Here is a 13221-nt window from a genome sequence, read left to right on the forward strand (position 1 = left end):
ACAGGATGGGGGCCTTCACGTACTTCTGGGACCTACTTGCCGTAGCCGGCCTTGCGGAGGGCGTCCGCCAGCGAGCCGCCGCCGGGGTTCCCGCCCCGGCCCCCACCGCCGCGGTTGCCGCCGCGCTGGCCGCCACCGCCCTGGCCACGGTCACGACCGCCGCCGCCTTGCTCGCGGGCAGGTTTGCCGGGTTCGTCGTCCAGCCGCAGGGTCAGCGAGATCCGCTTGCGCGGCACGTCGACCTCCAGGACCTTCACCTTGACGATGTCGCCGGGTTTCACGACCTCGCGCGGGTCCTTGACGAAGTTCTTCGACAGCGCCGAGACGTGCGCGAGCCCGTCCTGGTGCACGCCGACGTCGATGAACGCGCCGAACGCGGCCACGTTCGTCACGACACCCTCGAGCCGCATTCCCGGCTTCAGGTCACCGATCTTCTCGACACCGTCGGCGAAGGTCGCGGTCTTGAACGCCGGACGCGGGTCGCGGCCCGGCTTTTCGAGTTCGGCGAGGATGTCGGTCACCGTCGGAAGACCGAAGGTGTCGTCGACGAACTCCGTGGGCTTCAGCGCTTGCAGGGTTCGCGAGTTGCCGATCAGCGCACGGATGTCCGTGCCGGTCGAGCTCAGGATCCGCCGCACCACCGGATAGGCCTCGGGGTGCACCGAGGACGAGTCGAGCGGGTCGTCGCCGTCCGGGATCCGCAGGAAGCCCGCGCACTGCTCGAAGGCCTTGGGGCCGAGCCGCGCGACCTCCTTGAGCCCGCTCCGCGTCTTGAACGGACCGTTCTCGTCGCGGTGCGCGACGATGTTCTCCGCCAGCGTCGTCGTGATGCCCGAGACGCGGGTCAGCAGCGGCGCCGACGCCGTGTTGACGTCCACGCCGACCGCGTTCACGCAGTCTTCCACCACCGCGTCGAGTGACCGCGACAGCGAGATCTCCGACAGGTCGTGCTGATACTGCCCGACACCGATCGACTTCGGGTCGATCTTCACCAGCTCCGCCAGCGGGTCCTGCAGCCGACGCGCGATGGAGACCGCGCCGCGCAGCGAGACGTCCATGCCCGGCAGTTCCTGCGACGCGAACGCCGACGCCGAGTAGACCGACGCGCCCGCCTCGGAGACGACGGCCTTGGTCAGCTTCAGTTCGGGGTGCTTCTTGATCAGTTCACCGGCGAGCTTGTCGGTCTCGCGGGACGCGGTGCCGTTGCCGATCGAGATCAGGTCCACCTTGTGCCGGGCGCACAGCGCGGCGAGTTCGGCGAGGGACTGGTCCCACTTGTTGGCGGGCTGGTGCGGGTAGATCACGTGGGTGCCGACGACCTTGCCGGTCGCGTCGACGACGGCGACCTTGACGCCCGTGCGGAAGCCCGGGTCGAGGCCCATCGTGGCGCGGGTGCCCGCCGGGGCGGCGAGCAGCAGGTCGCGCAGGTTCGCGGCGAACACGCGGACGGCGTCGTCCTCGGCCGACTGGCGCAGCCGCATCCGCAGGTCGATGCCCAGGTGCAGCAGGATCTTCGTGCGCCACGCCCAGCGGACGGTGTCGCCGAGCCACTTGTCGGCCGGGCGGCCTTCGTGGGAGATGCCGAACTTGTGCGCGATGCGGGTCTCGTACTCGGTCGGCCCGACACGCGGTTCTGCTGACGACACTGTGGGCTCCTCCGACTCCATCGTGAGGTCGAGGATCTCTTCCTTCTCACCGCGGAACATCGCGAGGATCCGGTGCGAGGGAAGCTTCGTGTAGGGCTCGGAGAAGTCGAAGTAGTCGGAGAACTTCGCGCCTTCTTCGGCCTTGCCCTCGCGGACCTTCGACGCGAGGCGGCCTTGCGACCACATCTTCTCGCGCAGCTCACCGATCAGGTCGGCGTCTTCGGCGAAGCGTTCGACGAGGATCGCGCGGGCGCCGTCGAGCGCGGCCTGCGCGTCGGCGACCCCCTTGTCGGCGTCGACGAACACCGCGGCCGCGGCCTGCGGGTCGGTGTCCGGGTCGCTCAGCAGCCCGTCGGCGAGCGGCTCCAGACCGGCCTCGCGGGCGATCATCGCCTTCGTCCGCCGCTTGGGCTTGTACGGCAGGTAGATGTCCTCGAGGCGGGACTTGGTGTCCGCCGCCATGATCGACGCTTCGAGCGCCTCGTCCAGCTTGCCCTGGCCGCGGATCGACTCCAGCACGGCGGCCTTGCGCTCGCCGAGTTCCCGCAGGTAGCGGAGGCGTTCTTCGAGGGTACGGAGCTGGGTGTCGTCCAGCATCCCGGTGACCTCTTTGCGGTACCGGGCGATGAACGGCACGGTGGATCCGCCGTCCAGCAGGTCGACGGCCGCCTTGACCTGCCCTTCGCGCACACCGAGTTCTTCGGCGATCTTCTGCTCGACTGTCTGCAGGCCCTGCACGCTCACTCCCACGCTCCTGAATCCGCCCTCGGGTGCTCTCGGACCCTGCATTCTGCCGCTCGTGCCGAGCCGACTTTCGTATGGCCTCCTCTAACCGAACCCTTGACAGTTGTATTGGTCTAGTCCATTTTGATGTGGCCGACATCACCCGTTCGTGGAGGCCAGTCGTGAAAGTGAAGCCGAAACACGCGTTCCTCGCCCTACTGTCGTCACTGGCCGTGTGCCTGGGGGTGACTTTCGCGGTCTCGGGCAACGCCTCGGCCGCCAACATCCTGACCAATCCGGGCTTCGAACTCGGGACCACGAGCGGCTGGACCTGCTCCGGGGCGAACGCGGTGGTGACCACGCCGGTCCACTCGGGCAGCCGCGCGCTCAGCGCCACTCCGGCGGGGCACGACAACGCCCGCTGCTCGCAGAGCGTGGCCGTGAAGGCCAACACCGCGTACACGCTTTCGGCGTGGGTGCAGGGCGGCTACACCTACCTCGGCGTCACCGGCACCGGGACGGGGGACAAGAACACCTGGACCCAGGGCGGGGCCGGCTGGTCGCAGCTCTCGCTGAACTTCACCACCGGCGCGTCCGCCACGAACGTCGAGATCTACCTGCACGGCTGGTACGGCCAGCCCGCGTACTTCGCCGACGACGTGAACCTCGACGGCCCCGGTGGTTCGCCGACGACGACCCCGACGACCCCGACGACGTCCACGAGCCCGACGACGTCCACGAGCCCGACGACCACTACCAGCTCGCCGACGACCACGACGACCAACCCGAACCCCGGGAACCTGCCGAAGCACGTGATCACCGGCTACTGGCAGAACTTCTACAACGGCGCGAAGGCACTCAAGCTCGCCGACGTCCCGACGAAGTACAACATCATCGCGGTGTCCTTCGCCGACGCGACGGCCACGCCGGGCGCAGTCACCTTCACCCTCGATCCCGGTCTGTCGAGCCAGCTCGGCGGCTACACCGACGCGCAGTTCAAGGCCGACGTCAAGACGGCGCAGGCACGCGGGCAGAAGGTCATCCTGTCCGTCGGCGGTGAGAAGGGCACGATCCGCGTCGACTCCGCGGCCGCGGCGACGAACTTCGCCAACAGCATGAAGTCGCTCATCGCGACCTACGGCTTCGACGGCGTCGACATCGACCTGGAGAACGGTGTCAACGCGACCTACATGGCGCAGGCACTGCGCAGCATCCACGCGGCGGGCGGCACGATCATCACCATGGCGCCGCAGACGATCGACATGCAGAGCCCGGCGGCGGAGTACTTCAAGCTGGCGCTGAATGTCAAGGACATCCTCACGATCGTGAACATGCAGTACTACAACAGCGGTTCGATGCTCGGCTGCGACCAGAAGGTCTACTCGCAGGGCACGGTCGACTTCCTCACCGCGCTGGCCTGCATCCAGTTGCAGAGCGGCCTGCGAGCCGACCAGGTCGGGCTCGGCCTGCCCGCGTCGGGCTCGGCGGCCGGTGGCGGTTACCAGGCGCCCGGCAACACGGTCAACGCGCTGAACTGCCTGGCGAAGGGCACGAACTGCGGTTCGTTCAAACCGGCGACGACGTACCCGACGATCCGGGGCGCGATGACCTGGTCGATCAACTGGGACGCCTCGCAGGGATACGCGTGGGCGAACACGGTGAGCGCGGGCCTGGCCGGCCTCCCGTGACGACCCGCTAGACCGGGGCGGGGCACCGTCGTCGCGCGGGCGACGGTGCCCCGCCCTTTCCACCCCCTCACGCAATTCGTCCCCTGCTTGCGATATTTGCGCGACGCAAACATCGCAATCAGGTGCCGAATTGCACCGAATGCGACTCGGCCTTCGGGTGCGCCCAGGCCAGAAGGCGATACGCGGAGCTTTCGAGGGCCTCCAAGTCGCGCTTCGGGACGCGTTCGAACGGCGTGATCACCACCGAAGCGGCCTTCTTCGCCGCCTTGATCTCCCAGCGGCCTTTCACGAACCCGTCGACCAAGATCGTGCCCTTGACCAGTCCGTTCTGCGTGATGACGACCTTGCGGTACTCGTCGCTGATCACGCGGGTGCGGTCGGCGTAGGACAGGACGGTCTGGTCGAACGGGCCCAGCAACCGGGCAGGCGCGGGGGTGTCCGGATCCGGGCGCGGGGCGTCTTCGAGGTCGAAGAGTTCACGTCCGTTCTCGTCGCGGAACGTCCGCAGTTCCGGTCGCAGTCGCTCGGCGACCTCGCCGAGCTTCGTGATCCCCGCCCACGCCTGCGCGTCCCGCACGCCGGCGGGCCCGAACGCGGCCAGATAGCGCCGGAACATCGCTTCCGGTGACGGCGTCGCGTCCGGCTCGGCGCCCAGCCACTCCCCGATGGTCCGGTACGTCGGCTGCCCGGATTTGCCCCAGACACCGCGCGGCGGAAGCTGGACCAGCGGCAGCAGCGCCCGCGCGACGTGCACCAGCGCCGACGGTCGCACGCCTGCCCAGCGGTTCGCCAGTTCCGCGCCGAGTTCGGCGGACGACAGCGACCGCTCGCCGAGCAGCTCGCCGGCGGTGCGGGCGATCTCCTGGTGATCGAGGCCCTTGAGCTCCGGGGTGAACTGGGTGTTGTCCATCGAGCGGTCGTAGAGGGACTGCACGATCGGCCGCCACGCCAGCGCGTCCGCCGATTTCACCAGGTGCACCGTGCCGCGCATGAGCGCGATCCGCACGACACTCTTGTCCAGCAGCAGGTTCGCCAGCTCTTCCTGGCGAAAATCATGCAGCCGCGTCCACAGCGCGAAGTACGGCGGATTCGGCGCCTGCGCCTGCAATCCGGCCAAATGCTCGACCGCTTCGAGCGCGGTCGTCTTCGAAGGCCGGAGCAGCAGCTGCCGGTCCAGCATGGCGCGATTCAGCGCGCGCCTGCTCAACGTGTCGGACATGCCGCTCACCCTAAACGGGATCAAGGACAGTTACGGTCCTCAATGCGCCGGGCGTTGCCGCGATCCATAATCCCGGCCATGGAACTACCGCCGCCGGTGATCCGGGACTGGGACTACCCGCGCGGTACGGCGAGCATCGTGCTCATGGCCCGCTTCGCAGCCGAGAACGGCGTCACCGGGCTGGCGTCCTACGAGCACGCTCCCGTGGACGGCCAGGTCGACGCGCGTCAGGAGCTGGCGGTGGTTCGCGCGCTGGTCCGCGGGCTCGGTGGCGAGGACGAGGTCGCGCTGCGGCTGAGCAGGCGGTACCGGGTGAGCGCGTTCGGCATCTTCGGCTTCGCGTGCATCAGCAGCCCGACACTGGGGGACGCGATGCGGTTCGCCCTGCGATACCTGGACCTGAGTTTCACCTTCTGCATCCCGCACGTGACCGTCGAGGCCGGGCGGCTCGCGCTGGCCATGGACGACAGCCGCGTGCCGGGCGACGTCGCCCGCTTCCTGGTGCTGCGCGACCTCGGAGCCATCCACACCGTCATGCGCGACATCCTTCCGGGCATCTCCCTGCGCTCTCTGGCCTTCCGGCACGAGCGACCATCCACAGTGGACGAATACGCGCGGACCTTCGGCTTGGCGCCGTCGTTCTCCGCGCCGTCACACCTCGCCACCCTGGACCCGGTCTTTCTCGACCAGCCGCTGCCGCAGGCCAACGACCAGACGGTCGCGGTGTGCGCCGCGCAGTGCGACCTGCTGGTGTCGCGGAAACGGGCACGATCCGGGATCGCGCAGCAGGTGCGGGAACGGCTGGTGCGGCTCGGCGGGGTCGACGCGGGGATGGAGGAGGTCGCGCGGCAGCTCGCGCTCAGCCCGCGCACGCTGCGACGGCGGTTGTTCGAGGCCGGGACCGGCTACCGCGCGCTGCTCGACGAGGTGCGGCAGACCCTGGCGGAGGAACTGCTCGACACCGGCGCGCTCAGCGTCGAGGACGTCGCGCTGCGGCTGGGCTACGCCGAGGCGTCGAGCTTCATCTACGCGTTCAAACGCTGGAAGGGGATGACGCCGGCGGCGTTCGCCCGGCGGACCGCGTTGCGAGCACGGCCGGGTAGGTGACTCGCACCAGGTGCAGGATCGACTCGGTGAGGAACACCCGCAGCTCCTCCCGGCCGAGCGTGCCGCGGATCAGCCATTCGCGTGACGCGGCCCGCAGCATCCCGCCGTACGAACGGATCATCGCGCGGAGTTCTTCGCGACCCTCCGTGACGTCGCTCAGCAACGCGGCGGCGAGCACACGATCGGCGGCGATCTCGTCGGCCTCCCGCATGATCCGCTCGATCTCCGGGTCGCGGCCCACCGCCTCCGGCCCGATCGCCGTCAGCCACGCCTGCTCGTTGCGTTCGACGACCTCGATCCAGTGCCGGACGCTGATCGCGAGCCGCTCTTCGGCGGTCGTGTCGGGCAAGTTCTCGATCACCGGCGCCGGCACGGTCATCATCTGCCGGACGACCTCCAGGTACAGCTCCCGCTTGCCGCCGAAGTAGTGGTTGATCAGCGGCCTGGCCACCCCTGCGGCGTTCGCGATGTCCGAGGTCGAAACCGAGGCGTACGTGCCCGCGCCGAACAGCCGCCGGGCCGCGGTCAGGATCTCGGCACGCCGGGCGGCCGGTTCGAGGCGGCGCCGCCGGATCTCCGGATCGGTGCTCATGGGCCGAGCGTAACCGCAGTCAGAGAACGCCGTAGTCCGCCGCGAGTACCGCGAAACGGCGGCCGCGTCTTCGCGGGGCTTTGTCCACCAGATCGTGCATGACAGCCGCACCGAGCGGCTGACGTCGAGCCCAGTCGGGCGCGAGATCCCGGGCTTCTCCCAAGAGGTCCACAGCCAGCTGGTCACGTCGGAGCTGGGCTGCCGCGTGAGCCAGGTGTATTCGATGACCGGCTTCCCAGAACGGGGGGACGGGACCTTGTGGTTGTGGGATCTTTTCGGCGAGTCGAAGTGCTGCCTCGGGGTCACCAAGCCGGACAGCGTGCTCCACGACCTGCAGCGCGGCTACCCGAGGTCCGAAGATCGCAGCTTCGGTAGCGCTGTCCTTTCCCGTTCGCAGCGCGGCGGACCGGGCGACGGCGAGGAGGTCGTGTGCTCGTTCACCGCTTCCCGAGCGCAGCGCGGCGTTAGCGGCGTTGAACAACAGGTTGCCGAATACCCCCGCTCGGATGGCATCCCGGTCGAGCATCCGGGGCTCAATTCGTTCGGCCGCCTTCACCGCGACGCGCTCGGCGTCCGCGGTGCGGCCCTGGTTGATCAAAGTCCAGACGAGATAGCGCACAGAGATCGCGATGCCGATTTCCGGGTCGTCGGACTTTCGAGCCGCGGTCAAGGCACGCTCGGCGGCTGTCCAGGCAAGGTCGGCGAGGTTCAGCCGTCCGGCGATTCCGGCTCCGAGGCGGTAAGCCGTGGACAGCAATCGCTGAGCAGCGGCGTTCGCGTCTCCGGTAGTGGCGTGGACGCACCGGCGAGCATCTGCGAGCAGGATCGGCAAGGCGTGGAGCAGCTGGCTGTGGCGCCCGTCCACGTAGGCCTGCCAGGTGGCGTGTCCTGCCTTGGCCAGGCTGAACCAGTCACTGACGCCGTCGGTATCGGCGAGGTCATCGAGTCCCGGGACTTCGCTGCTCGCCGTGATCGCGTGTCGTAACCGGGCGACCTCGGCGTCAGGGAAACCGTGAATGCGCGGCATCAGCCCCAGCAGCGCGCCGGGTGCCACCGTGAGGGCCCGAGAGAGCTTCGCGATCGTGGCCGGTCGCGCGGTTTGTCGTTGCCCACGCTCGATGCGACTCACGGTGTCGACTCCGACGTCCGCCGTCGCGGCCAACTCCTCTTGGGACAGGTCTCGCGCCTTCCGGAAGCGCGCGAGGTTCTCTGCCAACGGGCTGGACATGTCTCCCCCTCCGAAGTGAACTATCCCCGGACTGTCACCGCTGGGCGACCACCCTCACAGAACACGGTCCTCCCGGTGTCCACCGCGCGCAATGCGGTGCTGATCCGAGCGTGGAGGTTGGATTTCACCAGCCGTTCGGTCTCTTCCAGGCTGTACAGCCCCACTGACCGGATCTCCGGATCGGTTGATCGGATACCTCGGACCTCGTCTTCGGTGACGAGGCCGCCGTCGAACACGAACGCCAAACCCTCCGGCATCACTCCCTGAACGCGGATGTGGTCGATGACCAGCAGCGTGCCGAGGGCTCGGGTCATGCCCAGCTCTTCGTGGAGTTCGCGCGCCGCCGTCGTCCACGGAGCTTCGTCCGCTTCGACCGCGCCGCCCGGAATCTCCCATTCAGTTTTGTACGTGGTCTCTACCAGCAGTATTCGTGACCGATCGTCGCGGAGCAGCACGCCGGCAGCCGCGCGCTTCCGGTTGAGGGAAGCCGCGTATTCGCTGAAGGGGAGAAGGTCCACGGTGTCGCAGGCTACCGCCTTCACCTACCAGCCCGTTCTCTGCTCGAACGGCAGGGAACGGGCGACGGAGTGGGGAAAAAGCATGCGATACGGCAGTGTTCTCGCTGGTCGAGAGCGCTCAAGCTATGAGCGTGGCCTTGTCAGACGGGTCTTCGATTCGACTAGCCGGAGGAGCTACCGTGACCGCTGTCCTGATCGCATCCGCCACCGGGCGCGCCCTTGTGTCCAGCATGCTGTTCGACCGGCTCGCCGGTCGGATAGCCGCTGACGAGAAGCTGGGGCGCGACTTGGCCGAACGTATCGTCGACCAGGCGCTGGCGTTCCTGGCCGCGTGTGCCTGCAACACCGTTGGTCGTCTTGCCCCCAGCGAATTGGTGGACATCGGCTGGCACACCTTCATCCTGCACACTCGCGACTACGCGAACTTCTGCGACAGGATCGCGGGCCGGTTTCTTCATCATGTGCCTATTTCGGCGGGAAATCCCGAAGCGTCAGGAGAGGCCGCCTACGCCACATTGATGCGCACGGTGACCGCGATCGAACGGGCTGGATACGCTGTCGACCCGGCACTGTGGCCTGTCGTCAGAGGCGCAGGCCACGTGAACTGCTCGCAGTGCAAGAACGGTTGTTCGGACGATCCGCCCCCGGCTGACTGAGGACCCATGCTCCATACCTGGAACGACCTCCCGCAGACCGTGCGCGTCGCGATAGAAGCCGAGACCGGGCCGGTGCGCCGCGTCGAGGCACCGGTGGCCGGACGTAACTCCGACTTCGCCGCTACCCTGCACACGCGGCTGGGAGCAGTGTTCTGCAAAGGGGTCGTCGACGCCGGAGGTGGACGTGGCGCGATGCATCGCCATGAAGCGGCAGTCGCCTCGCAGCTGCCTCCGGCGGTGGCACCCCGCCTGCGATGGAAGGCCGAGGCCGATGGCTGGCTCATGCTCGGTTTCCAGCACATCACCGGCCACCATGCTGATCTTTCCCCCGGATCGAAGGATTTGCCGTTGGTGGCCGGGGCCGTGTCCATCATGGCTCGTGAACTGACCGGTTTCGCCGTGCCAGGCATCCAGACCCTTTCCAGGAAGATGGCATGGATGGCGGGATGGCGACGGTTGCGCCATCGGCCACCCGTCGAACTGGATGAATGGAGTCGAGACCGGCTCGACGTTCTCGTGGAGCTGGAAGCCGAAGGGATCGAGTCGGTGACAGGAAACAGTCTCCTCCACACCGACCTGCACCAGCTCAACATCATGGTCGGTGGTGATCGCGCATGGGTGATCGATTGGGCTTGGTCACGCACCGGCGCGGCCTGGGTCGACGCCGCCCATCTGGTGGTCCGCCTCATCGACCAGGGCCACGACCCCGAAACCGCGGAGCAGTGGGCGGCCACCACCTTCGCTTGGAGGACAGCATCATCGAGGGCTCTGACCGCTTTCTCCGTGGCGCTGCTGGGAATGTGGACCTACCTGCACCACATCGACCCGCTTCCGATGCGCGCGAGGCTTGCGACAGCGGCTCGGCGATGGACTGAACATCGCCTGGTGCTCATGGGCCGAGCGTAACCGTTTCACGTGACCGGCTGTCGTTACTCATTCGGAACAACCCGCCGGTAACCCCCAGACCCCTCGCGGCGACGTTCGGGGCGGGGGACCGGGCGTCATGGGTAGGGACGAATGGCCGATACCGAACGCGAGCCGGTTTGCCGTACCGGCCGGTGGGTCAGTGTGCGGGTGCAGCATCGTGACGTCCGCGTCCAGGACGAATGTGTCTCCTACGCGGGGATCGTGCTCACCAGTTTCGAGAACGGGGCCGAGGTCGGCGAACGCTGGATCCCGCTCGGGGTCGATCCGTCGGAGGCCGACGACGAACAGCTCATCCAGCAGTTGCGCGACGCGCTGATCTGGCAGGCGCGGCGGCCGCCCCAGGCCGCGGGGGAGTAGCACGGGCGTGAGATGAAGGACGCTTTCATGGCAAATTCTGCTATGAAAGCGTCCTTCATCTCACGCGGGAGGGGTGAAGGTCGAGTTTCCTCGGCTGAGCCGACGGAAGGGGCCTTCACGCGCCACCGACGCGAAGCCTCACTGGGTCCGAAGGCCGTCGAAGGCGATCTTGCACACCGCGTCCGCCAGTTCCGTCCCGGCCGAACCCCGTCGCGGCCGGTACCACTCGATCAGCGAGTTCACCATGCCGTACAGCAGTCGCGCGGTGACCGCGGGATCGATGTCGGGCCGCACGTCGCCTTCGGTTTCGGCCTGTTTCACCAGCTCCGTGACCAGCCGGTCGAACTCCCGGCGTCGTGCCAGAGCCGCGCGCTCGATCTTGGTGTTGCCGCGCACCCGCAGCAGCAGTGTCACGAACGGCAGCTGGTCGACCAGCACGAGGACACTGCCCCGCACCAGATACTCCAGTTTCTCGATCGCCTTGCCCTCGAAGGATTCCGTCTCGGCGGCGACGGCGAACAGGCCGTTCAGCGCGCGGTCGACGGCGAGCCGCAGCAGTTCCTCCTTGCTCGGCACGTGGTGGTAGATCGCGGATTTCGTGATGCCGAGCTTGCGGGAGAGGTCTTCCATGCTGGTGCCGTCGTAGCCGCGTTCGTTGAACAGTTTGACCGCGACCTGCAACAGCGACTCGAGGTCGTAGCCGGGGCGTCCCCGGCGGGCGGGGGTGCTCAACCGCGGTCCCGTTCGTCGAGGACGCGGCGCATCTTGCCCAGCGACCGTTCCAGGGTGTCCGGGTCGACGACCTCGACGCCGATGCTCACGCCGATCCCGGCCTTGACCCCGGCGATCAGCCGGGCGGCGGCTTCGGCGCGCTGTTCGGTGGTCGCGTCCGGGCGGGCCTCGACGCGGACGGTCAGGTGGTCCATCCGGCCCTTCGTGGACCGGATCAGCTGGAAATGCGGCGCGAGCGCGGGGGTCACCAGCACGACTTCCTCGATCTGCGTGGGGAAGACGTTGACGCCACGCAGGATGATCATGTCATCACTGCGCCCGGTCACCTTCTCCATCCGCCGGTACGCCGGCCGCGCGGTGCCGGGCAGCAGCCGGGTGAGGTCGCGGGTGCGGTACCGGATGATCGGCAGCGCCTGTTTGGTGAGCGAGGTGAACAGCAGTTCGCCTTCGGCGTCGATGGGCTTCTCGGTGAACGGATCGATCACCTCGGGGAAGAAGTGGTCCTCCCAGACGTGCAGCCCGTCCTTGGTCTCGACGCATTCCTGCGCGACGCCGGGTCCCATCACTTCGGACAGGCCGTAGATGTCGACGGCGTCGATGCCGACTCGTTCCTCGATCTCCGCGCGCATCTGCTCGGTCCACGGTTCGGCACCGAAGATGCCGACCTTGAGCGAACTCGTCCGCGGGTCGATGCCCTGCCGTTCGAACTCGTCGAGCAGCGTGAGCAGGTACGACGGAGTGACCATGATGATCTCGGGTTTGAAATCGGTGATGATCTGCACCTGGCGCGCGGTCATGCCGCCGGACGCCGGGATCACCGTGCAGCCCAGTTTCTCGGCGCCGTAGTGCGCGCCGAGGCCGCCGGTGAACAGGCCGTAGCCGTAGGCCACGTGGACCTTGTCGCCCGGACGCCCGCCCGCCGCGCGGATCGAGCGCGCCATCACCGTCGCCCAGGTGTCGATGTCGTCGGCCGTGTAGCCGACGACGGTCGGCTTGCCGGTGGTGCCGCTGGACGCGTGGATGCGGCTGACCTGCGCTTCCGGTACGGCGAACATGCCGAACGGATAGTTGTCGCGCAGGTCCTGTTTGGTGGTGAAGGGGAACTTCGCCAGGTCTTCGAGTGCCTCGCAGTCGTCCGGGTGCACGCCGGCTTCGTCGAACTTCCGGGTGTAGAACGGCACGTTGCGGTAGGCGTGCCACAGTGTCCACCGGAGGCGCTTCAGTTGCAGTGCCTGGAGTTCGTCGATGCTCAGGTTCTCGGCGGCGTCGCTGAAAGTCATCGTCGGGGTACCTTCTCGATGGTGCGGCTGCGGCCGCGGAATTCGGCGACGACCTCCGGCCCGTCGGGGGTCTCCCGGTGCACGGTGACGTCGTAGATGCCGTTGCGGCCGTAGCGGGTCCGCTCGGTGGCGGTGGCGATGAGGTGGTCGCCGAGTTCGCCGGCGGCGACGAAGGAGATCTCGGCGCCGGACGCGACGGTGACCGGCCCATGCCGTCCCGAGGTACTTCCCCCCGCCGAGGGTGCGTGAACGGAGTTGCAGGCGCAGGCGAAAGTCGTGTCGGCCAGCAGGAAGACATAGCCGCCGTGGGCGATGCCGTGCCCGTTCACCATCGTCTCGGTGATCCGCATGGTGGCGACGGCGTGCCCGTCGGCGGCCTCGACCAGCTCGATGCCCAGCGTGCTCGACGCCAGATCGTCGGCGAACATCGCGTGCGCGGCGTTGAGTGTCAAGCCAGACCACCTAGTTACTGACCGAATGGACGGTTGTCGAAGGTGCCGACAGTAAAGGCGCGTTTTCGGGCCGATGTCAAGGATCCACCGTCGTCC

Annotated in this window: 13 protein-coding genes; 5 read left to right on the forward strand and 8 right to left on the reverse strand. The window is 67.8% G+C overall.

The window, feature by feature from the left end; all coding sequences use genetic code 11:
- Positions 1 to 32: 32 nt before the first annotated feature.
- Positions 33 to 2390, reverse strand: a complete 2358-nt coding sequence (locus P3102_RS08050) for a Tex family protein (RefSeq protein WP_276367806.1) — start codon at positions 2388 to 2390, stop codon at positions 33 to 35.
- 161 nt (positions 2391 to 2551) lie between these two features.
- On the opposite strand from P3102_RS08050, the gene P3102_RS08055 reads away from it, so the two are divergent.
- A complete protein-coding gene (locus P3102_RS08055; protein ID WP_276367807.1) occupies positions 2552 to 4057 on the forward strand; it encodes a glycosyl hydrolase family 18 protein in 1506 nt (501 codons plus the stop codon).
- Positions 4058 to 4175: 118 nt separating this feature from the next.
- Here P3102_RS08055 and P3102_RS08060 read toward each other — a convergent pair whose 3' ends face one another.
- Positions 4176 to 5276: a winged helix DNA-binding domain-containing protein gene (locus P3102_RS08060; protein ID WP_276367809.1), complete on the reverse strand. Its 1101-nt coding sequence runs from the start codon at positions 5274 to 5276 to the stop codon at positions 4176 to 4178.
- Positions 5277 to 5354: 78 nt separating this feature from the next.
- On the opposite strand from P3102_RS08060, the gene P3102_RS08065 reads away from it, so the two are divergent.
- A complete protein-coding gene (locus P3102_RS08065) occupies positions 5355 to 6383 on the forward strand; it encodes an AraC family transcriptional regulator (RefSeq protein ID WP_276367810.1) in 1029 nt (342 codons plus the stop codon).
- Here the strand turns inward: P3102_RS08065 and P3102_RS08070 are convergent.
- Genes P3102_RS08070 through P3102_RS08080 form a run of 3 tightly spaced genes read right to left on the reverse strand, consistent with a single transcriptional unit; the run spans position 6310 to position 8721 of the window.
- The gene (locus P3102_RS08070) at positions 6310 to 6975 is read right to left on the reverse strand and encodes a TetR/AcrR family transcriptional regulator (RefSeq protein ID WP_276367812.1); all 666 of its coding nucleotides are present in this window, start codon (positions 6973 to 6975) and stop codon (positions 6310 to 6312) included. The two genes, P3102_RS08065 and P3102_RS08070, sit on opposite strands and share 74 nt — an antisense overlap.
- 19 nt (positions 6976 to 6994) lie before the next feature.
- Positions 6995 to 8203, reverse strand: coding sequence for a helix-turn-helix transcriptional regulator (locus P3102_RS08075; RefSeq protein ID WP_276367813.1), 1209 nt, complete (start codon positions 8201 to 8203; stop codon positions 6995 to 6997).
- A gap of 20 nt (positions 8204 to 8223) precedes the next feature.
- A complete protein-coding gene (locus P3102_RS08080) occupies positions 8224 to 8721 on the reverse strand; it encodes an NUDIX hydrolase (RefSeq protein WP_276367815.1) in 498 nt (165 codons plus the stop codon).
- A gap of 179 nt (positions 8722 to 8900) precedes the next feature.
- Between P3102_RS08080 and P3102_RS08085 the strand changes: the two genes are divergently transcribed.
- The 3 genes from P3102_RS08085 (at position 8901) to P3102_RS08095 (ending at position 10661) form a co-directional block, all read left to right on the forward strand.
- Entirely contained in the window at positions 8901 to 9377 is a 477-nt protein-coding gene (locus P3102_RS08085; protein ID WP_276367816.1) for a hypothetical protein, read from the forward strand.
- Positions 9378 to 9449: 72 nt separating this feature from the next.
- Positions 9450 to 10283: a phosphotransferase gene (locus P3102_RS08090; RefSeq protein ID WP_276367818.1), complete on the forward strand. Its 834-nt coding sequence runs from the start codon at positions 9450 to 9452 to the stop codon at positions 10281 to 10283.
- Between the two features lie 111 nt (positions 10284 to 10394).
- Positions 10395 to 10661, forward strand: a complete 267-nt coding sequence (locus P3102_RS08095; protein WP_276367819.1) for a hypothetical protein — start codon at positions 10395 to 10397, stop codon at positions 10659 to 10661.
- Positions 10662 to 10799: 138 nt separating this feature from the next.
- On the opposite strand, the gene P3102_RS08100 is transcribed toward P3102_RS08095, so the two are convergent.
- The 3 genes from P3102_RS08100 to P3102_RS08110 are packed head-to-tail and all read right to left on the reverse strand — an operon-like array spanning position 10800 to position 13101.
- On the reverse strand, positions 10800 to 11393 hold the full coding sequence (locus P3102_RS08100; protein ID WP_276367821.1) for a TetR/AcrR family transcriptional regulator: 594 nt from the start codon (positions 11391 to 11393) through the stop codon (positions 10800 to 10802).
- Positions 11390 to 12673 carry a phenylacetate--CoA ligase PaaK gene (gene paaK, locus P3102_RS08105; protein WP_276367822.1) on the reverse strand — a complete coding sequence of 428 codons (1284 nt, stop codon included), beginning with the start codon at positions 12671 to 12673 and terminating at the stop codon, positions 11390 to 11392. The genes P3102_RS08100 and paaK overlap by 4 nt, the downstream gene beginning before the upstream one ends.
- A complete protein-coding gene (locus tag P3102_RS08110; protein WP_276371046.1) occupies positions 12670 to 13101 on the reverse strand; it encodes a hotdog fold thioesterase in 432 nt (143 codons plus the stop codon). The genes paaK and P3102_RS08110 overlap by 4 nt, the downstream gene beginning before the upstream one ends.
- Positions 13102 to 13221: the final 120 nt, after the last annotated feature.

The organism is Amycolatopsis sp. QT-25, assembly GCF_029369745.1.
In the GTDB taxonomy this organism is placed as follows: domain Bacteria; phylum Actinomycetota; class Actinomycetes; order Mycobacteriales; family Pseudonocardiaceae; genus Amycolatopsis.

What these genes read in the sequence shown, in the direction of transcription:
- P3102_RS08095 (WP_276367819.1), top strand. Translation starts at nt 10,395, where the DNA reads ATGGCCGATACCGAACGCGAGCCGGTTTGCCGTACCGGCCGGTGGGTC.
- paaK (WP_276367822.1), bottom strand. Translation starts at nt 12,673, where the DNA reads ATGACTTTCAGCGACGCCGCCGAGAACCTGAGCATCGACGAACTCCAG.
- P3102_RS08060 (WP_276367809.1), bottom strand. Translation starts at nt 5,276, where the DNA reads ATGTCCGACACGTTGAGCAGGCGCGCGCTGAATCGCGCCATGCTGGAC.
- P3102_RS08075 (WP_276367813.1), bottom strand. Translation starts at nt 8,203, where the DNA reads ATGTCCAGCCCGTTGGCAGAGAACCTCGCGCGCTTCCGGAAGGCGCGA.
- P3102_RS08065 (WP_276367810.1), top strand. Translation starts at nt 5,355, where the DNA reads ATGGAACTACCGCCGCCGGTGATCCGGGACTGGGACTACCCGCGCGGT.
- P3102_RS08110 (WP_276371046.1), bottom strand. Translation starts at nt 13,101, where the DNA reads ATGTTCGCCGACGATCTGGCGTCGAGCACGCTGGGCATCGAGCTGGTC.
- P3102_RS08070 (WP_276367812.1), bottom strand. Translation starts at nt 6,975, where the DNA reads ATGAGCACCGATCCGGAGATCCGGCGGCGCCGCCTCGAACCGGCCGCC.